The organism is Streptomyces sulfonofaciens (genome assembly GCF_014656295.1).
GTDB lineage: Bacteria > Actinomycetota > Actinomycetes > Streptomycetales > Streptomycetaceae > Streptomyces > Streptomyces sulfonofaciens.
Genome location: NZ_BNCD01000014.1, coordinates 219688 through 241689, shown reverse-complemented (window position 1 = coordinate 241689; position 22002 = coordinate 219688). Strand labels below are relative to the sequence as shown.

Genomic DNA, 22002 nt, shown 5'->3' with positions numbered 1-22002 from the left:
CGTCGGGGGCTTTCGGCCGTGTCGGCGAGTCCGTCGCCGGGGAGGCGGAGGAGGCCGGTGCGGCGGGCGACAGGCGGCGGGGCGGTGCGCGAGCGGGGCCGCCGCGCCCGTTCGCCCGTTCGCCCGTTCGCGGTGCGGCGTCAGGCGTCCCCGGGTGCCGCCCTTTCGTCATCCGCGCCCCGGCCGTCGACCAGGTCCTCCACCAGCACCTTCAGCGGCGGCAGTGCCGCCATCCGGTCCCGCAGGGCTGCCGCGCGCCGTTGGTAGGAGGAGTCGTCCAACACCTGGCGGAAGGCTTCCAGGAGGACGCTCGGTGCGGCCTCGGGCAGCCGGACGCTGCGCGCCACGCCGGCGTGCTCGCACTGCGCGGCGTTGTGCGGTTGCTCGGCGAACAGCGGCACCGCGACCATCGGCACCCCGTGTTCCAGGGATTCGCGGACGCTGTTGAAGCCGGCGTGCGTGACGAAGAGTGCTGCCCGCTCAAGTAGCAGCGGCTGCGGCACATGCGTTTCGAGGTGGATGTGGTCGGGCTGGGGTCCGAACAGATCGTGCGGTACGCCGTCGCCGGTGGCGACCACGGCCGTGCAGGTGAGGTCGGCCAGGGCGGCGAGGACGGACCGCATGAGGCCGATCAGGCGCTCTCGGTCGTCGCCGGTGAGCAGGGGAGCCAGGGTTCCGAAGCCGACCAGGACGAGCGGCAGGTCGGCCGGCCGGCCGGCGAGCCAGGCCGGGAGCACCTCACCGGCGCGCTGGGGGCTTGTGTGCTGGTAGCAACGGGTGCGAGGCAGGCCGGCGGCGGCCTGGTCGTAGTCGGCCGGCATCAGGACCGCGTGGAGGCGGCGGTAGACGGTGGCGCCGGTCGGGTCCGGTGGCAGCCCGAGAGCCCTGCGGTGCGGTGCGAGCAGAGGAGCCAGGCGCTCGGGCTGGAACAGGGAGGCTGGTCCACCCGAGATGGCCAGGGAGGCGTGCGGGATACCCGCCTTCTCCGCGGCGAGGTAGCCGCCGAACTCCATTTGGGACCGCACGATCAGGTCCGGGCGCCAGGACTGGACGGCGTCGAGGAGGTCGTCGGCCATGCGGCCGGCCGGCGTACCGGTGAAGTACCGGAGCCCCAGCTCGTAGCGGGTTTCGTCGTCGGCGAGACGTTCCCCCAGTTCCCCGCCCAGTTCCGTGTTGTCGCGGTCCATGTCGGGCCGCCAGTTGTAGCCGGCCGTCATGGGGCAAAAGCCGTGGAGCGCCACCTCCTGGGTGAGTTCCGGCCCCGTGGCGATGGCTACCTCGTGCCCGGCCTGCTGGGCGGCCCGGGCCAGTGGCAGCATCGCGCGTACGTGCGAGGGCAGGGTGTGTGCGGTGAACAGAAAACGCATGAGAGTCCTTGAGAACCCCGTGCGGTGGCGGACGCCACCGCACAGGCGAGGTGGTCAACGAGGGCTTGGCCGGGCTCCGGAAGAACCGGGGTCGGCCGGTGCGGGTGCCGTACCGGTGAGGAGGGCGCGCAGTTCCTCCGCGAGCCGGGACAGTGCGGGTTGCCGCATCACGGTGTAGTGGTTGCCGGGGACGTCCACGATGTCGCAGGCGTGGGGGAACAGGGCCGCCCACTCCCGGGCCGTGGCGGTCGACGCTCCGCCGTCCGCCGCGCGGTAGAAGCGGACGGGCACCTCCGCGGGGAGCGGTCGGTGCTCGGCCAGCGCCCGCGCGTTGCGCGAGAACCGCGCCGCGATGCCGGCCAGGGTGTCGGCGTCGACGTCCGCTGAGAGTGCCCCGGCCTCCACGGCCCGGCGGTGGAACGCCTGGAGGGGGCTCTCACCAGCGGGCTCCCTCAGGGACTCGGCGGTCGGGGCCCACTTACGGCCGGCGATGCCCGCGAGGTCCTTGCCGAGCCAGGCCAGCATGGCGGCCTCGTCCGGCAGAATGGCCCCGGACGGGCCAGGAGGCTCGGAGGGGTCGATCACCGCGACGAGGTCCACCTGGTGGCCCTCCCCCAGGAGCCTGCGGGCGATCTCCAGCGCGACGACACCGCCCATCGACCAGCCGCCCAGGCGGTAGGGGCCCTCCGGTACGGCTGCCGTGATCACCTCGGCATAGTGCGCGGCCAGGTCCGCGACCGTGGTCAGCGGGATGTCCGTGTCCGGAGTCTGGAGGGCGTAGACGGGCTGGTCGTCGCCGAGGAGCCCGGCCAGTTCCGCGTAGCAGAGGACATCGCCGCCCACGGGGTGCACCAGGACCAGCGGCGGCCGTTCGCCTTCGGTGCGGATGGGGACGAGGGCCTCGCGTGCGCTGGCCGCGGCGTCGTGCACGACCTCGGCGAGCTGGGCGATGGTCTGCCGGGCGAACAGGGTCGACACCGGCAGGGAGACGCCCATCTGCCCGCGGATGCGCGCCATGAGCCGTACCGCCAGCATGGAGTCGCCGCCCAGTTCGAAGAAGCTGCTGGCGGTGCCGATCGGCCGGGTGTCGAAGAACTCCTCCCAGATGGCTTCGAGCGCGCGCTCGGTGTCATTGGCAGGGGCTGTGGCACCGTTCTCCCCGGTCGCGGAGGCGGACGACCCGATCGCCGGCAGGGCGGCGCGGTCGACCTTGCCGTTCGCGCTGAGCGGCAGACGGGCGAGGACCCCTATCCGCTGGGGGACCATGTAGTCGGGCAGTACCCGTCCGAGTCGGCGGCGCAGTTCCTCGGACGTGACCTGCGCGCGGCCGGATGCCTCCTCCTCGGGCACCACGTAGGCGACGAGCTGCTTGGAGCCCGTGGAGCTGTCCGTGACGGCGGCCACGGCCGTACGCACGCCCGGACAGTGCAGCAGGGCAGTCTCCACCTCGCCCAGCTCGATGCGGAACCCCTGCACCTTGACCTGGTGGTCCTCACGGCCCAGGAGTTCGATCGTGCCGTCGGGGCGGTAGCGGCCCAGGTCTCCCGTCCTGTAGAGCCGCTCGCCCGTCACCGGGTGGCGTACGAACGACGAGCGCGTCTTCGCCTCGTCGCCGAGATACCCGCGGGCGAGTCCGTGCCCGGCGATGTAGAGCATGCCGGGCACCCACGCGGGACGCGGCCGCAGCGCGTCGTCCAGCACATGGAACCGCTGGTTTCGCATCGGCTTCCCGTAGGGGACGCTCGTCCAGCCGGGCTCCACGCCGTCCACGCGGTGCAGGATGGACCAGATGGACGCCTCGGTGGCGCCCCCGAGGCTCCAGACCTCGGCGTGCGGGAGCACATCGCGGATGCGGCCGGGCAGCGCCTGCGCAATCCAGTCCCCGCTCATCATCACGAGGCGCAGGGGCATGCCCTCGTCCTGCTGCTCCGCCAGGAGGTGCTCGGTGAACAGCTCCATCAGCGCCGGGACGCTGTTCCACACGGTGACACCGTGCCGGCTGACGAGTTCCGCCCAGCGCGCGGGTTCGCGGCGCAGCTCCGGCTCGGGCAGGACGATCGCGCCGCCGGCGGCCAGCATCCCGAAGACGTCGTACACCGAGAGGTCGAAGTTCAGGGCGGAGAGCGCCAGCACACGGTCCTCGGGGCCCACGCCGAACCGGTCGTTGACGTCGGCGATGGTGTTGAGCGCGGCACCGTGTTCGATCATCACGCCCTTCGGGGTGCCCGTGGAGCCCGAGGTGAAGATGACGTACGCCAGGTCGTCGGGTGCCGCCGAACGGCACCGCGGTGGTTCCTCGCCGCCGTCCGCGGCACCGGCCGTGTCCACCGCCAGCCTGACGGTGTCCTCGGGCCACGAGGCGCCTTCGTCCACCGGGGACTGGGTGAGCACCAGCGAGATGCCGGCCTCGGTCAGCAGCAGGCGCAGCCTGTCCGCCGGCAGGCCCGCGTCGAGGGGGACGTACGCGGCGCCGGACTTGAGGACGCCCAGTGCGGCGACGATCTGCTCCCACCCCTTGTTCATGACGACTCCGACAAGCGTGCCGGGAGCGGCACCCCGTGCGACGAGCCAGTTGGCGACCCGGTTCGACTCCCGGTCCACCGTGCCGTAGGTGAGGCGGCGGTCGGCGGCGATCACCGCGACGCGTTCCGGAGCGGCGGCCGCCCGTGCCGTGAACGGATCGTGCAGCAGCCCCTGCGGGACGGGGCCGGACGTGGCGTTGGCCGCCTGCCGGACGTCCAGGGCCGTGGTCGGCACGGAGACCGGCGCGGGCCGCTGCCACGCGCCGGGGTCGACGCACAGTTCGCGCAGGGCGTCGAGGTACGCGGCGAACATGTCGTCGACCAGTCCCTCGGGGAAGAGCTCTTCCACGACGTCCCAGTTCACGAGGAGGCCGTCGGCCTCCTCGACGACCTGGTGGTCGAGCCACACCTGCGGGGTCCGTATGGCGGAGGAGACCTCCCGGCATTCGGTGCCCAGGCCGGTCAGCCGCTCCACGAGTCCGAAACGGCCCGCGCCCTGCCCGCCGGACATGTCGATGGCGCTCGCGAACACCACGGGTGCGGTCGCCCGGCCCGCGCTCCCCCGCGCCCGGTTGAGGCGGCGCAGCACCTCGACGCCGGAGAGCTGGCTGTGTTCGAGGTCGGCCCAGAGCTGCCGCTGCGTGCGTGCGGCCCGGACGGTGAAGTCCTCGGTGGGCCTCTGGTCCACCTCAAGCAGCGTCGTGGCACTGAAATTGCCCACCAGATCACCGACTGCGGGATGCAGCGGCAACCGGTTGAAGAACAACAGGTTCAGCGAGAAGTGGGAGGAGGTGCTCCACGCGGCGAGCGTCTGGGCGTACGCGGTGCACAGCGCGGCGGACGGGGTGACGCCGGCCGCTGCCGCGTGCTCCTTGAAGCCGGTCCACTCCGCGGGCGACAGGCGCGCCGAGCGGTGGACGAAGACCGTGCGCTTCAGCGTGAGGGGGTCCTTGGCCAGGGGCAGGTCCGGTGCCGGCGGCAGCGTTGCGATGCGCTCGTCCCAGTACTCCTCCGCGGCCCGGTACTGCGGTGTGTCCTCCGCGGCCCGTACGGCCAGGATGTAGTCCCGGTAGGTGACCGGCAGCCGGGGCAGCTCTGCCCGGTGGTCGCGGTACAGCGAGGTCCACTCGTCGAGGAGCAGGGAGGTGCTGCGGGCATCGGCGATCAGTGCCTCGATGCCGATGTGCAGCCGGGTGCACCGCTCGTCGACCAGGGTGGCCCGGATGTCGAACAGCGGCCACTGGGTGGGGTCGATGACCTGGTCCCGCACCTGTTCGTGCACGTCCTCGAGGCGCTGCCGGCGCTCGGGTTCCGCCAGGTCCCTGAGATCGCTCACGGGAATCCGGTAGGCGGGCACGGAACCCAGCACGCGCTGCCGTCCGTCGGGGGTGATGACGGCGCGCAGCATGTCGTGCCGCTCCACCAGGGTGCGCAGTGCCTCTTCCAGGCGGACGAGGTCGAGATCCCGCACGTCCACCTCGATGAAGAGGTAGGTGGATATGCTGCCCAGCTCGAACGCGTCGGTGCGGCCCACCAGATAGGCCTGCTGGAGATCGGTGAGCGGAAAGGGCTCGTAGCGGCTGCTCGGGTCGGCTGCCAGGACGGGCGGGCGGACCGGCTTCTCCTCCTCGACCGGGGCGGCGGGGGGTGCGGGGGCGGGGGCGGGGGCGGCGGCCGACGCGGGAGCGGCGGCGCCGTCCGGTGCCGCGCCCCCGACGAGGGCGGCGACCTCCTCGCCGAGGGCCTGCACACTGCGTCCGTCCAGGAAGGAGACCAGCGGGAGCGACACTCCGAACTCGGTGGCGATGTCGTCCTTGAGCTGCAAGGCCATCAGTGAGTCGAGGCCCAGGTTCTGCACGGGCTCCGTGGGGTCGACGGCGTCGGGGGTGGATCCGAGGATGCGCGCGGCGATGCGCACGAGGGTGTCGCGCACGTCGTCCCCGCCGCGGGCCGATCCGACGTCCGGCACGGCCGGAGCCGGCAGGGGTGCGCGCGGCCGGGTGCCTTCCACCGGACCCTGCTCGGCGGCGGGGGCCGCCGCGGGGCGCGCAACGGCAGGCGCGGTGTTCTGGCGGGTGCCGCCGGACCGCAGGACGTCCTCCCGTTCCGCCCGCTTCAGGTAGACGCCCTCGGCATGGACCACGGTCCGGCCCGCGTCGTCCAGCAGTGTCACCTCGGCGCTCAGCACCGAGGCGCCCGGGGCGGCGGGCAGCAGCCTGGAATGACACCACGCCGGTGCTCCGGCGCCCTCGACCCGGAAGGTGAACCTGTCGATGCCCATCAGCATGTACGCGGCGTCTTCGGGGCTGTCCGGGGGCAGACAGGCGAAGAGCGTCTGGAACATGGCGTCCGTCGTACCCGGGTGCAGGAGGTAGCGATCGGCTTCGCCGGTCTTCGCCTCGCGCATCCGTGCCAGTACCTCGCCGGAGCCCGCGTGCAGGTGCTCGATCCAGCGCGCCTGCGACCCCAGGTAGAGCCTGCGCCGCCACATCCGACGGTAGAAGTCCTCACCGGGCACCTCGGCGTCCATCGCCCGCCGCAGCGTCGCCACGTCGGTGTGTGCGGGCGCCGTCGCCTGCTCCACTCCCACCCGCCCCTGGGCGTGCAGGACCCAGTCGGGTGAGCCGTCGGGCCCCTCGTGCTCGGCGAAGTAGCGGAAGGCCGCACGCCCCGTGGGGGACGGCTCCAGCACGAGCTGGACGTTCCTCGACTCGCCGTGCGGCAGGACGAGGCTCTGCCGCACCAGGCACTCCTCCACCACCAGGGTGCCCGACTCGTGTCCCTGAGCCGCGGCGGCCATCGCCGCCTCCAGGTAGACGCCGATGTTGACCACCGGGAGCCCGTCCAGGACGCAGTCGTCGAGGCAGGGATGGCTCCGCGCGTCCAGCCGCGAGGCGTACTGCACGGCTTCCAGCGGGGACGACAACCGGTCACCGAGGAGGGACGGTGACCCGTGTGCCGCCGGCACCGGACGCCCGTCCCGGCGACCGGCCGGCGCACCGGGCTCGGCCACGGACCTGGGCACGGAATCGGGCGCGGACTCGGGTACGGGCGCGGGCACGGACTCGGGCACGGGCCTGGGCACGGAATCGGGCCTGGGGCCGGCTTCGAACCAGTGCCGCTCACGCTGGAACGGGTAGGTCGGCAACGAGGCCCTGCGGTGTCCCCGGCCCGCGTGGAAGCGGTCCCAGTCGATCCCCACTCCGTGGGCCCAGAGGGCACCGAGGCTGCTCAGTATGGTCTGCGCCTCGTCGTGGCCGGGGCGCAGCGACGGCAGGAACAGCGACGGCGCGTCCGCCGGTGCGTCGGGGGCGAAGCGCTTGGCCATCCCGAGCAGCGTGGGGCTGGGCCCGATCTCCAGGAACACCTGGTAGCCCTGGTCGAACAGGGTCTGCATGCCGTCGGCGAAACGCACGGCCTCGCGGGCGTGCCGGCGCAGGTACCGGCCCGTGAACTCACCGGGTTTGACCAGGGCGCCGGTGAGGTTGGACACCAGCGGGATCTCGGGATCCGCGTACGCCACCTCGCAGGCCCGGCGTTCGAAGGCGTCGAGCATGGGATCCACGAGCGGCGAGTGGAAGGCCCGCGTGGAACCCATGCGTACGGAGCGCACACCGCGGCGCGTGAGCTCGGCGAGGACGGACTCGACGGCCTCGGGCGCCCCGGCGATCGCCACGCTCTCCGGGCCGTTGACCGCCGCGACCGACACCTGTTCCGCACCGGCCGGCAGACACGCCGTCACCTGGTCGAGCGGGGCGAAGACGGAGGCCATGGCGCCCTCGTCGAGGTCCTGCATCAGGCGCCCGCGCACCTCGGTGAGCCCGAGGGCGTCCTCCAGGCCGATCACACCGGCCACGCAGGCCGCGACCAGCTCACCGATGCTGTGCCCCAGGACCGCCGCCGGTTCCACACCCCAGGACCGCCACAGTTGGGCGAGGGCGTACTCGAAGGCGAACAGTACGGGCTGGGCGAAGCGGGTCTCGTGGATCAGGTCCTCGTCCTCGGGGTCCGGTATGAGGACGCTGAGCAGCGACCGCCCCAGGGCGGGCCGCAGGACGGCGTCGCACGCGTCGATCACGTCCCGGAAGACGGGCTCGGTGGCGTAGAGCTCCCGCCCCATCCCGGGGTGCTGCGCGGACTGGCCCGTGAACAGGAACACCACCTCGGGGCGGCTGCCGCCGGGTGCGTGCCCCCGTACCCGGCCCGGTCCGGGCTCACCGTCCGCGACGGCGGCGGCGAGCCGGTCCCCGACCTCGTGGCAGGTGGCACCGGTGATCGCGAGACGGTACGGGAAGTGGGCACGCCCCGTCGCGGAGGTGTAGCAGACGTCCGCGAGTTCGGCGTCCGGGCGCTGGCCGAGGCCCTCCCGGTGGCGCTCCGCGAGGGCGCTGAGTGCCGCGGGGCTCTTCGCGGAGAGGACCAGCAGTTGTGCCGAGCGGCCGGGCTCCCGGGTGGCCGGCGCGTCATCACCGCTGGGCGCCTCGCTCAGCACCAGGTGTGCATTGGTGCCGCTGGCCCCGAAGGAGCTGACCCCGGCGATGCGCGGCACCTCGGAGCGGGGCCAGGGAGTCGCGGCCGTGGGTATGCGCACGCCCAGCTCGTCGATGCCGATCGCCGGGTTGACCTGCCGGAGGTGCAGGTGCGGCGGGATCTGTTCGTGCCGCAGGGCCATGACCGTCTTGATCAGGCCGGCCATCCCCGCGGCGGCCTCCAGGTGGCCCACGTTGGTCTTCACCGACCCCACCAGCAGGGGCTCCGCGCGATCCGGTCCGCCCAGCACCGCGTCCAGCGCCCGCAGCTCGATCGGGTCCCCCAGTGCCGTGCCCGTTCCATGGGCCTCGACGTAGGAGACGTCCTTCGGCTCCACTCCCGCCGCACGCAGCGCCCCGCTCACCACCTTGCGCTGCGCGTGGGCGTTGGGCACGGTGATGCCGCTGCTCCGGCCGTCGTTGTTGACGGCGGAGCCGCGGATCACCGCGAGTACGGGGTCGCCGTCCGCGACGGCCTCGGAGAGCAGTTTGAGCACCACGACCCCGGCCCCCTCGCTGCGGACGTACCCGTCCGCGGAGGCGTCGAAGGTCTTGCACTGGCCGTCGGCGGAGAGCATGCGCGCCTTGGACAGCACGGTGGACCACTGCGGCTCCAGGATGATGTTGGCCGCACCCGCCAGTGCCACCGCGGACTCACCGGAGCGCAGGCTCTGACAGGCGAGGTGCACCGCGACCAGCGCGGAGGAGCAGGCCGTGTCGAGGGTGAGGCTCGCGCCGTGCAGGCCCAGGGTGTAGGAGATGCGGCCCGCGGTGAAGGCCGAGATGCCGCCGGTGAGCGTGTATGCCTCCAGGTCGGCGGCAGCGATGCTCTGGATCTGCTGCTGTGCGTAGTCCTGGCCTGTGATGCCGACGAACACCCCGGTGTCCGAGCCCTTGAGCCCGTCCGGGCTCAGCCCCGCGTGCTCCAGTGCTTCCCAGGTCACCTCGAGCAGCAGTCGCTGCTGGGGGTCGAGCAGGGCCGCCTCGCGCGGGGATATCCCGAAGAAGGCCGCGTCGAAGCGGTCCACGTCCGCGAGGAAGCCGCCGGGCGCGGCCGGTGCCGCGCCGGCCTCCGGCACCGCGCCGCGGGACGGTTCGGCTCCGCGGGGCGAGGCGGGGGCGTCCGTGATGCCGTTCCCACCGTCGATGAGGAAGTTCCAGAACGCCTCCGGGTCCTGGGCGCCGCCCGGCATCCGGCACCCCATGCCCACGATGGCCACGGGTTCGCCGCCGCCCGTGCCCGCGCGCTTGTCGAGCTCCGCGCGGAGCTGGCGGATCTCCCGCACGCTCGCGGCGAGCGCGTCGCGGACTTCCTCGCTGTAACCGGTGTCCATCAGGATCCTTCGGAAGATCGGGGGGTGGTGAGTTCCTGTATCAGCAGCCCGAGGAGCGTGTCCCCGTCGAGGAGGTCGAGCTCCTCGTCTGCCTCCGCCCGGATGTCGGAGGGCTCCTGCGGGCGTTCGATCCGGGCGCTCGCCGAAGGCTGCACCGCGGGCTCGGGAGCGGGGCGCGCAGCCGCGCCGCCGGCCAGCCCTTCCAGGTGGGCGCTGAGGTCGTCGACCGTCGGGTACTCGAAGAGCAGGGTCGCGGGCAGGGAGATCCCGAGCGCCGCCTCAAGACGCGCGCGCGCCTGGGTGGCCATCGACGAGTCCATGCCCAGTTGGAAGAAGCCGTCCTCGGGGTCGATGCGGTCGGGTCGCGAGCCGAGGACGGCGGCCACCGCCTCCAGCACCCGGCCGCGCAGGCCCCCTCCGGCCGCCGCGCCGGCCGCCTGCCGCCGCTTTGGCGGTTGCGCGGGCGGGCGCTCGGCAGTGGCTGGTCCCGCGAGGGCCCCTTCGGCGGTGGGCGCCGTGCGGGGGCCGGGGCGTGCGGCGGGAGCGGCGGGTGCGGGAGCGCGAGGCACTGGTTCCGCGTCGGGCTGCCGGTACCAGAACCGCTCGCGCTGCCAGGCGTATCGCGGGAGTTCGACCGCGGGAGCGCTGTCCAGCAGGGATCGGAGGTCGACCGGCAGCCCCCGGGTGTGCAGCGCGCCGAGGATCTCGTACACGGCGTGGCTCTCGGGCTCACCGCGGCGCATGGCGGGCAGCGCGAGCCCTTCACACCCCGCCGCGTCGAACCCCTGCTCGACGGCGGAGAGCAGCGTGGGGTGCGGACTTATCTCGACGAAGACGCCGTGCCCCGTACCGATCAGTTCCCGCACCCCGTCCCAGAAGCGCACCGGCTGCCGCAGGTTGTCCATCCAGTACGCGGCGTCGAACTCCGAGCCGTCGGACATCCGGCCCCTGGCGGTGGAGTAGATCGGCGTCGCCGACGGCACGGGGCTGAGCCCGTCGAGTGCCTCCATCAGGTCCGCCCGCAAGGACTCGACCTGGGGACTGTGCGATGCGACGTCGACCCTGACCGGCTTGCAGAAGACGTTGCGTTCCCGCACGCGCGCGGCCAGGCGCTCCAGGGTCCGGGGCTCGCCGGACAGTACGGTGGAGGCCGGACTGTTGCAGACGGCCACGGACACCCGGTCGCGCTCGTCCGCTATCAGGGCCTCGGCGTCGTCCGGTGCGAGGCCCACGACCAGCATGGCGCCCTGGCCGCTGACCCTGCGCAGCAGGGTGCTGCGCAGGCTGATGACCCGTGCCGCGTCGTCCAGGCTGAGCGCGCCGGCCACATGGGCGGCCGCCACCTCGCCCATGCTGTGCCCCACGACGGCGTCGGGTTCGATACCGAAGGATCTGGCGCGCGCCGCAAGGCCGACCCCGAGGGCGAAGAGGGCGGGCTGTACCAGGTCGATCCGCTCCAGGGGCGTGTTCCCGTCCAGCAGGGCCAGCTCGTCGAGGACGGAGCGCCCCAGCCACTTGTGCAACGCCCGGTCGCACTCGGTGACGGCTTCCCTGAACACCGCGCAGTCGCGCATCAGCTCGCGCCCCATCGTCGCGCGCTGCGCCCCTTGGCCGGGGAAGACGAACACCACCTTCCGGCCGACGGAACCGGAGACCTTGCCGGCCACCACGCCCGCGGGGGCCTCACCGGCGAGCCAGCCGTCCAGCCGGTCGGCCGCCTGGGCCGGCGACTCCGCCACGACGGCGAGCCGGTGCCTGTGCTGGGTGCGGCGCGCCGTCGCGGTGTGGGCGATGTCGCCGAGTGGGGTCGCCGTGGCCCGAGGCGAACGGAGGTGGTCCCGGTACGCGGCGGCCATCGGAGCCAGTGCCTCCCGGGTGGCCGCCGAGAGGGGGATCAGGTGCGGCCCGGGCTTCGGTTCGGCCTGCGCGGGCGGTCGCACGGGGGCGGGCCCCAGTACGGCGTGCGCGTTGGTGCCGCCCGCGCCGAACGAGCTGACGGCGGCGTTCCGCTGGGCGTCGGGGGCCTCCCAGGGGCGTGTCCGGGTCGGGATCAGAAAGCGGGTGCCGTCGAGCGACATGAGGGGGTTGAGCGTGCGCAGGTGCAGGGTCGGCGCGATGGTGCGGTGGTGGATGCTGAGGGCGGCCTTGATCAGGCCGGCGATGCCGGCGGCCGGTTCCAGATGGCCGATGTTGGTCTTGACGGACCCCAGCGAGCAGGGCGTGCCACCGCCGTCAGCGCTCCCGTAGGTCTCGGCGAGTGCCTCGACCTCGATCGGGTCGCCGAGCGCCGTACCGGTGCCGTGCGCCTCGATCAGGGTCACGTCCGACGCGGTCATCCGCGCGTTGCGCAACGCCTGGGCGATCACGGCCTTCTGTGACCATCCGCTGGGCGCGGTGAGTCCGTTGGTCCTGCCGTCCTGGTTCACCGCCGTTCCCCGGATGACCGCCCAGATCCGATCGCCGTCGGCCTGGGCGTCCGACAGGCGCTTGCAGACGATGGCCCCGACGCCCTCGCCGCGTGTGTAGCCGTCGGCCGAGGCGTCGAAGGTCTTGCAGCGGCCGTCGGGCGCCAGCGGAAGTCCCTTGGCGTGGGCCATGGTGGTGATGGGAGACAGCACGAGGTGCACGCCGCCCGCCACGGCGAGGTCGCTCTCGTGCTGACGCAGGCTCTGGCAGGCCAGGTGCACGGCGACGAGCGAGGACGAGCACGCGGTGTCCACGACCATGCTCGGGCCTTGGAGGTCGAGCAGGTAGGACAGGCGGTTGGCGATGGCCGAGCCGGTGCCTCCCATGATGGTGTGCGTGTTGATCCGGTGCGGCTCCTGAAGCTGGAGTTGCAGGTAGTCCGCCGAGTTGGCACCGACGAACACCCCGGTGGCCGAGCCCCGCAGGCCCGGCTGGGTCTGGCCGGCGTCCTCCAGCGCCTCCCAGGCCGCTTCGAGGAAGAGGCGCTGCTGCGGATCCATCCGTGCCGCCTCGGTGGGCGCTATGCCGAAGAAGTAGGGGTCGAACCGGTCGACGTCCTCGATGAACGCCCCCTGCCTGAAGGACATACGGCCCGCGGCGGAAGGGTCCGCGTCGTAGTAGTCCTCGTTCGGCCAGCGACTGGCCGGCACGGGGGTGACGGTGTCCACCCCGTCGAGCAGAAGCTGCCAGAACCGCTCCGGTGAGTCGGCGCCTCCGGGAAAGCGGCAGCCGATGCCGACGATGGCGATGGGCTCGTGGCGGCCCAGACGGAGGGATTCGACCTCTGCCCGTGCCTCGCGTACGGCACGCAGTGCCGCCTCCACGACGGCGCTCCGGTCGCCGTCCCGTCCATGTGTGGCACTCATGCCTTGAGGTCCTCCAGACTCTGCCGCAGAGCGGCCAGTTCGCGTTCGAGCTGGATGCCCGGATCAGCGGACTCGGGTGAGCCCTGCGGCACCTGCGGATCCGCCGCGGGGGCCGCGGACGGTGTGGTCGCCTCGTGCCGCCGGGGGGTCGGTCCGTCCGACGGGGCGTGGGGTGCGGGCCGGCGTGCGCCGCGCTTCTTCACCAGCAGGGCGGCTATGTCGCCCACCGTGGGGTAGTTCCACACGACCGTGGGCGACAGCCGGACTCCGCAGTGCGTCTCCCACCGGTTGCGCAGGTCGAGCGCCATCACCGAGGTGACCCCGAGTTCACGCACGGGCTGGGCCGCGTCCACCTCCCGGGCGGGCAGTCCCACGGCCTCGGCAACGGTCTCCCGCACGAAGGCCAGCATGTCCTCGTGGGGGCCGGCCGCCGGCTCGTGCGCGTGGTCGGCGGCCACCGGGCCGTGCGGGTGGTCGCCGGTCAACGGCGCGTGTGCCTCCGCCGCGCCCGGTGCACTCGGCGACTCCGAAGCGGCAGCCGCGTCCCGCCCCGTGCCGGCAGGGGCACCGGAGGCCGAAGGCCGAGGTGCCGCGGGCCCGGGCACCGCGGGTCCGGGTGATGCCGTCGAAGGCACGGCGGGGGCCGGAGGCGAGGGTTCCGCCTCCCTGGCACGGAGCTCGAACTCGACGAGGGGCACGGGCCCCGACTCCTCCAGGCCGAACATCCGCACAGAGGCGGTGCCTTCGCCCCTGGTGAGAACGGTCTGCACCGTGCGGGCGCCCCCTTCCGGCAGTACGAGGCCCCCGTGCCGACGCGTGCGCACCACCGTGTGCGGCCCTGTGCCCAGGACCTCTGCGGCCGCGCCGAGCGCCGCCTGCCTCAGGACCTCCTCGGGGACGCCGCCGGCACCGCTGACCGCCCACCGCGACAGGCGGGGATCCTTCGCACTCCACCGGGTCTGCCAGTAGTGGGTGCCGGGCTCGGTGGCCGGATCCACCCGGCCACCGAGCAGCGGCTCCGCGACGGCGGACGGGTGCGGGGCACGCGTCCGCACCGCCGGATACCGCTCGCCCTGCCAGGGGTAGGTCGGCAGCTTGACCGTGTGCCGTGCCGGCCTGAGGGCCCGCAGCACGGGGGCACCGCGGGTGTAGAGGACCCCCAGTGCCTCCAGCAGGGCGTCCCGGCCACCGCGGGACCGCTCGTGGCGGCGGTGGCCGGGAAGGAGTGCCGCGCCGTCGTTGTCCACCAGGACCGGCCGCAGGCTCACCTCGACGACCGTGTCGGCGGCGGCCTCCCCGGAAGGTGCGCGATCCGCCGGGAGATCCGCCGCGTCCCTGGGCGGCGGCACCAAGGCGACGGTCGCCTCGGACCGCCGGTGGCCCTGGAACGCCCGCGCACCGTCGCCCGCGCACGCGCTCTCGACAGCCTCCGGCAGCGGGAGCCCCCCGGAGGCCCACGCGGCGCTGACGGCTCCCGCACCCCGGCCCGTGACGCTGTCGGGCTTGAGCCCCCAGGAGCACAGGAGGGCGGCAAGTGCCGTCTGGACGGTGAACAGCGCGGGCGGCGAGAGCGCGCCGCCGGTGGGCGAGCCGTCAGTGCGTGCCCTCAGTTCCGCCAGGACGGACCTGCCGGCCGCCGGCGCGAGGAGGCGGTCCCACTTCCGCACCTGCGCGCGGAAGACGGGTTCGCTGCGCAGCAGCTCCTCCACCGCTGCCCCCGCGTCACCGCCCAAGTGATCGGGGAAGACGAACCGGATCTCAGGAGCCCGGCGTACGGCTTCGGGGGCGGCGATCACGCCTGCGGCCCGATCACCGTCGCAGAAGGAGCGCAGCGCCGATTCGAGTTCGAGCAGGTCATGTGCCACGACGGCGGCCCGGTACGGGTGGTCGGCCCGGCGGGCGAGGGCCGCGGCCACCTCGTGCACACCGCCGGAGAACCCTTCCTCACCGACCGCGGCGGCCACCCGCCCGGCCAGCTCGCGCAGTGCCCCCGGGGTACGGGCTGCCAGGGTGACCAGGGCGGCGTCACCGGGTCCCCGCGGGTCGGCGCGGGTCAGGCGTTCGAGTGCGCCGAGCGTGCCGGTGCATCCGGCGTCGCTCCTGGACATCGTGGGCAGCACCAGGGCCCCGGTGCCCGAGTCGTCCGCGCTCTGCCTCAGGGCCTCGGTCAGCAGCGGGTCCGTGCCGATCTCCAGGAAGAGGCCGTGGCCCGCCGCAAGCAGCTCGTCGACGGCGTCGGCCAGCCGGGTGGGTTCGCCGAGCAGTCTGGCGAAGTACCCCGTCCCCACCCCGGGCCAGTCCAGTGCGGTGCCGTTCAGCGAGGAGTACAGCGGGATGCGTCCCGGGCCGGGGGACACCGGTCCCACCGCGGCGGTGAAGGACTCGCCCGTGGCTCCCGAGGCGTCGGGGCAGCCGGCGGCACCCGGGAGGACCGCGCACCGCGCACCGCGCCCCGCCCAGGTGGCCGCCAGGGCGCGAACCTCCTCGGCAGGCCCGGCTACGACGGCGGTACGCGCGCCGTACACGGCCGCCACCCTGATCCGTCCGCCCGTTTGGGCAAGCGCCGTGCGCAGGTCGTCCCGGTCCAGCTCCATGACGGCACGGGTGTCACCCGCGGCTTCGAGGTGCGCCAGGTGCTCGCCGTAGCCGAGCGCGAGCCTGATGCCGTCGGCGGGTTCGAGCACGCCCGCCACCACAGCGGCTGTGATCTCCCCCAGACCGCAGCCGACTACGGCTTCCGGGACCACGCCACGGGACTCCAGCCAGGCTGCGAGCCCCAGTTGGACGGCGAACTCCGCCACGGGGCCGGGGTCCTCCTCGCCGTGGAGGGCGTCCAGCAACGACCGCCCGGTGCAGCGGGCGAACTCCCGGTCGCAGCGCTCCACCGCCTCACGGAACGCGGGTTCGCTCCGCAGCAGTTGCCGCGCCATCCCGGGCCAGCGGCTCCCTCCCGGGGCGCAGACGAAGACCGCGCCGGCGCACTGGCCGCCGGCGGCCGGGGCCTGACGGGCCTCCGCGGCTTCCCAGCCCTCCATGACCACGTGGACGTTGGTCCCGCCCCAGCCGAAGGAGCTGACCCCGGCGAGCGCCGGGCCGCCGGCGGGCCAGGGTTCCGTGGCGGTCGGCACGCGCAGCCCAAGACCGGCGAAGTCGATGCCGGGGTTGGGCGTGTCGAAGTGCAGGCTGCGGGGCACCGTGCGGTGCTTGAGGGCGAGCGCCGTCTTGATGAACCCGGCGACTCCTGCGGCGGCTTCCAGATGCCCGATGTTGGTCTTGACCGACCCGAGCAGCAGCGGCGCGTCCTGTTCACGGCCGGCGCCCAGGACGGTGCCGAGGACGGTGGCCTCGATCTCGTCGCCGAGCGCCGTGCCGGTCCCGTGCGCTTCGAGGAGGCTCACATCGCGCGCGGACACTCCGGCGCGCCGGTAGGCATCCCGCAGCACCTCCTCCTGGGCCTTCGGACTGGGTGCGGTCAGACCATTGCTGTGGCCGTCGTTGTTCGCGGCCGAGCCCCGGACGGTGCACCAGATGTCGTCACCGTCGGCGAGGGCCCGGGAGAGGGGTTTGAGGACGACCACGCCGCTTCCCTCACCGCGGCCGTATCCGTCGGCCCGCGCGTCGAATGCCTTGCAGCGCCCGTCGGAGGACAGCCCGCCGAACTCCTTGAGCGCCACCGAGGTGCCTCCGGACAGCAGCAGGTTCACGCCACCGACGATGGCCGTGTCGCACTCGCCGTCCCTGATGCTCCGGCACGCCAGATGGACGGCGAGCAGGGAGGAGGAGCACGCGGTGTCCACTGCCACGCTCGGCCCCCGCAGGCCCAGCGCGTAGGACAGCCGGTTGGGGACCATGTTCAGGGCCCGGCCCGTGGCCGTGTACGGCGACACCGGACCGGTCGGCACCGGGTTCAGATCGGAGAAGTCGTGGAACGTGACGCCCGCGAACACCCCGGTCCTGCTGCCTTCGAGCCGTCCGTCGGCCAGGCCGGCGTCCTCCAGTGCCTCCCAGGCCACCTCGAGGAAGAGGCGTTGCTGGGGGTCCATCTCCGCGGCCTCCCGGGGGGAGATGCCGAAGAAGAGCGCGTCGAAGCGGTCGGTGTCGCCGCTGAGCAGACCGGCCCGCTCCACCGGCGGAGGCAGCGGGCCCATGGCGCCGGCCGTCGGCCAGCGGTCCTGCGGCACGGCGCGGACCGCGTCCACGCCGTCCGTGAGGAGCCGCCAGAACGCCCGGACACCCTCCGCGCCGGGGAAGCGGCAGGCGAGGCCCACCACCGCGACCGGTTCCTCGTGTCGTGGAACCGGCACGGGTGCGGACACGGCGGAACCGGTCGCGACGGGTTCGTCCGGTTCGTCCGCCGCCGGACGGGGACCGGGTGGCGTGCTCCACGGGACGAGCGGCGGCAGAGCCGGTGGCTCGGGTACTTCCGCTGGTTCCGGCTCGGGCGCGATGCCGGCCGGCTCCGCCCCCCGGCCGCCGGGCACGTCTGCCGCGGCGGCCTCGATGTGACGGGCGAGCAGCGTACAGGTGGGGTGGTCGAAGAGGGTCCTGGCGGTCACGGGCAGACCGGTCGCGGCCCTGAGCCGATCGCCCAGTTGCACTGCGAGCAGGGAATCGAGCCCGAGGTCCCTGAATGTACGGTCCGGGGCGACGTCGTCGGCGTCCGCATGCCCGAACACTCCCGCCACCGTCTCGGCGACCAGCCGCTGGGCGATGCGACGGCGCTCGGCCTGCGGCGCGGCGGCGAGCCGTGCCATGAACCGGTTCGTCGTGGTCGCCCTCGGCCCGGCCGAACGGGCCTGCGCCGGGAAGGAGGTGCCTGTACCGGCGGTTGCGGTGTCCGTTCCGGTGGTTGCGGTGCCGGTGGTTGCGGTGCCGGTGCCGGTGCCCGTGAGCCAGTACGGTTGCCGCAGGAAGGCGTAGGTGGGCAGGGGGACGGCAGCGGCTCCGCTGCGCTCCCACGTCACGCGCCAGTCCACCTCGACCCCGTTCACGTGGGCAGCGGCCAGCGAGGTGCGAAACCTCTCGGCACCGCCCTCGTCGCGTACCAGTGAGGGGATCACCGCTGTCTCCCGGTCGGCGGCGTCGGCCGTCTCCCGCAGCGCGGCGGAGAGGACGGGATGGGGGGCGCATTCGACGAAGGCGTCGAAGCCGTCGGCGAGCAGCGCGGCCGACGCGTCGTCGAACCGCACCTCCTCGCGCAGGTTCCGGTACCAGTAGAGGGCGTCCAGGCTGGTGCCTTCCACCGGGCCACCCGTCACCGACGAGTAGAACGGCACCCGTGCCGGCATCGGCTCGATGCCGGTCAGTTCGTTGATCAGTTTCTCCCGCAGCACGCCCACGGGCGTCGAGTGGGACGCGTAGTCCACCGGAATGCGCCGGACCTGCACACCGTCGGCCTCCAGGGCCGCGATCACCTGGTCCAGGGCGGCGGTCTCACCGGCGATCACCGTTGCCGTCGGCCCGTTGGCGGCCGCCACCGAGACCTTGCCGGCGAAAGGACGCAGCCGGCCGGCGAGCACGTCGCGGCCCGCCCTGACAGAGGCCATCCCGCCGAGGCCGGACAGCTCCCGGCGCACGAGCCGGCTGCGGACGGCCACGATGCGCGCCGCGTCCCGGAGGGACAGCGCACCCGCCACGCAGGCGGCGGCGACCTCTCCCTGCGAGTGTCCGATGACCGCCTCAGGCTGCACTCCGTGGGCCCGCCACAGTTCCGCCAGCGCGACCATCACCGCGAAGAGCGCCGGCTGGAGGACGTCGACGCGGTCCAGCGGGGCTGCGTCCGGCGCCTGGTCGAGCACCGCGCGTAGGTCCCATCCGGTGACCGGGTCCAGTTCGCGGGCGCAGGCGTGGACGGCGGCCGCGAAAGCGTCCTCGTCGCGCAGGAGTTGACGGGCCATGAGCGGCCACTGTGAGCCCTGGCCGGGGAACGCGAACACCACCCGGCGCGGCCGTGCGGCGAAACCGGTCGTCACCGAGGCGGCCGGCTCCCCCGAGGCGAGGGCGTCGAGTCCGGCGACCAGTCCCGCACGGTCGTGCGCTGTGATGGCCGCGCGGTGTTCGAAGGGCGACCGGGTGAGGGCCAGCGAGTACCCGACGTCGGCCGCGTCCAGGTCCGGGTGTTCCCTCAGGTGCGCGGCCAGCCGCGCGGCCTGCGTGGCGAGGGCGGACTCGTGCCGGGCGTGCACGAGCCACGGTCCGATGGGCCGGCCACTGCGTGCGGGCGCGGTCGGCGCCGTGGCGGCCGGGCGGTCGGGCGGCCCGGAGAGCACCAGGTGGCAGTTGGTCCCGCCGACCCCGAAGGAGCTGACGCCCGCCAGCAACGGCCCCGGCGGCCACGGCGAGAGGCGGTTCTGCACCGCGAGGTTGAGCCGCTCCAACGGCACCTCGGGGTGCGGGCGGTCGTGGTTGAGGCTCGCCGGGAGCAGGCCGTGCCGGATGCTGAGCACGGTCTTGATCAGACCGGCGATACCGGCCGCCCCCTCCAAGTGGCCGATGTTGGTCTTGACCGATCCCACGGGGAGCGGGTTGCCGGCCGGCCGTGCTGCGCCGAGCACCGCGCCGAGCGCAGCCGCCTCCACGGGGTCCCCCGCGGGGGTTCCCGTGCCGTGCAACTCGATGTGGCCCGCCGCCCCGGGGTCGGCGCCTGCCGCCTGCCAGGCGAGTTCGAGCACCTGCCGCTGTGCCTGCTCGTCCGGCGCGGTGAGGTGGGCGCCGCTGCCGTTGTTGACCGCGCCACCCAGGATCACCGCGTACACGCGGTCCCCGTCGGCCAGTGCCCGGGCCAGGGGCTTCAGCATCACCATGCCGCCGCCCTCGCCCCGCACGAAGCCGTTGGCGCGGGCGTCGAAGGTGTAGCAGCGTGCGTCGGGCGAGAGTGCTCCGAAGGCCCTGACCCGTTCCGCGACGTCCGGTAGGAGGTTGAGCTGCACCCCTCCGGCGAGGGCCGCGGTCGACTCCCCGCGGCGCAGGCTTTCGCAGGCCTGGTGCACGGCGACGAGTGAGGACGCCTGCCCGCAGTCGACGGTCAGGCTCGGGCCGCGTGCCCCGGTCAGGTAGGACACCCGATTGGCGATCACGCCGCGCTGCAGGCCCGTGAAGGTGTGCTGGGTGATCGCGCCGGGGCCGAGGCGCCCGGAGAGGGTCGCGTAGTCGTCGCTGATGGCGCCTATCCAGACACCGGTACGCGAACCGCGCAGGGTCGCGGGCCGTATCCGGGCGTCTTCCAGTGCCTCCCAGGCGAGTTCCAGGACTAACCGCTGCTGTGGGTCCATCACCGCGGCTTCACGCGGTGCGATCGAGAAGAAGTCCGCGTCGAAGCCGGCGACATCGTCGAGGAAGCCGCCTCGCGGGGGTGTGCCGAGGCGATCGAGTCCCGGCGCACGCCCTGCCGGTGCCTCACGAATGGCGTGCCGGCCCTCGTGCAGGAGGCGCCAGAACTCCGCCGGGCTGTCGGCCGACGGGAAACGGCAGGACAGGCCGACAACGGCGATGGGCAGGCCCGAGGCGTCCGGGGTGCCCGGTGCAGCCGCGTTCACCGGACCTCGTCCCCCCTCGTACACCCGGCCTCGGCGGAGTCCCGACCGGGACGGTCGTCGCGCCCACGCACGTCGGTGACCGTGGCGAGGGCCTCGTCGGCGAACCTCAGGGTGATCGGCGCCTCGATGGCGAGGTCCGTCGAGTCGAAGCGCAGGTCGGTGTCGGCCGCGATGAGGGCGACGGCGATCGCCATCGAGAGCATCGCGAAGTGGTTGCCCACACAGGTGCGCTGGCCCATTCCGAACGGGAAGTAGGCGTGCCGCGGGATCTCCGTGCGGCGCTCCGGCGAGAACCGGTCAGGGTCGAAGACCAGCGGGTCCTTGAAGAGCTTGGGGCTGTGGTGGGCCACCCAGGCGCTGGCGGTGACGAGAGTGCCCTCGGGCAGGGTCTGACCCGCGATCACCTGGTCCTCCAGCAGGGGCCGGTGCATGAAGGGAATCGGGGGGTAGAGGCGCAACGTCTCGGCGATCACCAGCCTGGCGAACGGAACGGCCTTCACGAACTTCTCCGGTGCCACCTCGGCGGTGCGCGCCGCCTCGACCTCCGCACGAAGCCGCTGCCGCGCTTCGGGGTGCCGGGCGAGGAGGACCGTCGCGGCGCCGATGATGAAGGCGGTCGTGTCGTACCCGGCGATCATCATCGTGATGGACTCGTCCCGTATGAACGGGTCGGCGAACACCGGATCCCCCGACTTCGCCGCCCTGATCAACACGTCGAGCACGTAGACCGGGTCGCCAGCGGACGCCCTGCGGCCGTCGACGATCCCCGCAAGGGCGGCTTCGAGCTTGGTGATCGACTCTTCCAGGCGCTGTTCGAGCAGTTCGTTGCGTTGACCGGATTCCAACGCGTCGAACGCTTCGAGCAGCAGCTCCAGGGTTTCCCGCACGATCTCGCGGTGACCTGCGAATTCCTCACCGAAGACGGTGTCGCCCAGGTTGTCGAGAGCGAGTCGGTTGACCTCGTCGCGCAGTGATATCCGCTGCCCCGGGGACCAACTGTCGACCACCCGGCGGGTGTTCTCCATCACCAGACCCGCGTGTTTGGCGACCTTGCCCGGAGACATCTCACGCTGCACGACGAGGCGCCGCGGCTTCCAGCGTTCCAGGTCGTGCGCCACGAGCAGTCCCTCACCCATGACCCGCTGCAGCAGGGGCAGAGCGGCGAACTGCTTTCGCGGGTCCGCGACCACGCGGTAGGTGTCCTCGGGATCGTTAAGCAGCAACCGGTCCTGTCCGCCGTAGCGGTACCGCACGACATCGCCCTGCAAGGCGAGTGGCGGCATGAGTTCCAACAGGTCGGTGGTGCTGCATGCCTCGTCGAACAGATGCATTGGGGTCATGATGCTCTCCGGACTTGCCTAGCAAAACTACTGAAAGCGCGCG

Annotated in this window: 5 protein-coding genes; all 5 read right to left on the bottom strand. The window is 73.2% G+C overall.

From position 1 onward, the window contains the following. Window positions 1-140: 140 nt before the first annotated feature. Genes IE313_RS22895 through IE313_RS22875 form a run of 5 tightly spaced genes read right to left on the bottom strand, consistent with a single transcriptional unit; the run spans window position 141 to window position 21959 of the window. Window positions 141-1367: a glycosyltransferase gene (locus tag IE313_RS22895; protein ID WP_189935211.1), complete on the bottom strand. Its 1227-nt coding sequence runs from the start codon at window positions 1365-1367 to the stop codon at window positions 141-143. A gap of 54 nt (window positions 1368-1421) precedes the next feature. Next, window positions 1422-9752 (bottom strand): hybrid non-ribosomal peptide synthetase/type I polyketide synthase, encoded by an 8331-nt coding sequence (locus IE313_RS22890; RefSeq protein ID WP_189935209.1) that lies wholly within the window; start codon window positions 9750-9752, stop codon window positions 1422-1424. Beyond that, entirely contained in the window at window positions 9752-13084 is a 3333-nt protein-coding gene (locus tag IE313_RS22885; RefSeq protein WP_189935207.1) for a type I polyketide synthase, read from the bottom strand. The genes IE313_RS22890 and IE313_RS22885 overlap by 1 nt, the downstream gene beginning before the upstream one ends. Further along, on the bottom strand, window positions 13081-20619 hold the full coding sequence (locus IE313_RS22880) for a type I polyketide synthase (RefSeq protein ID WP_189935205.1): 7539 nt from the start codon (window positions 20617-20619) through the stop codon (window positions 13081-13083). The genes IE313_RS22885 and IE313_RS22880 overlap by 4 nt, the downstream gene beginning before the upstream one ends. Next, complete coding sequence (locus tag IE313_RS22875) at window positions 20616-21959, bottom strand: cytochrome P450 (RefSeq protein WP_189935204.1); 1344 nt, start codon at window positions 21957-21959, stop codon at window positions 20616-20618. Before IE313_RS22875 ends, IE313_RS22880 begins: the two co-directional genes overlap by 4 nt. Window positions 21960-22002 lie beyond the last annotated feature (43 nt).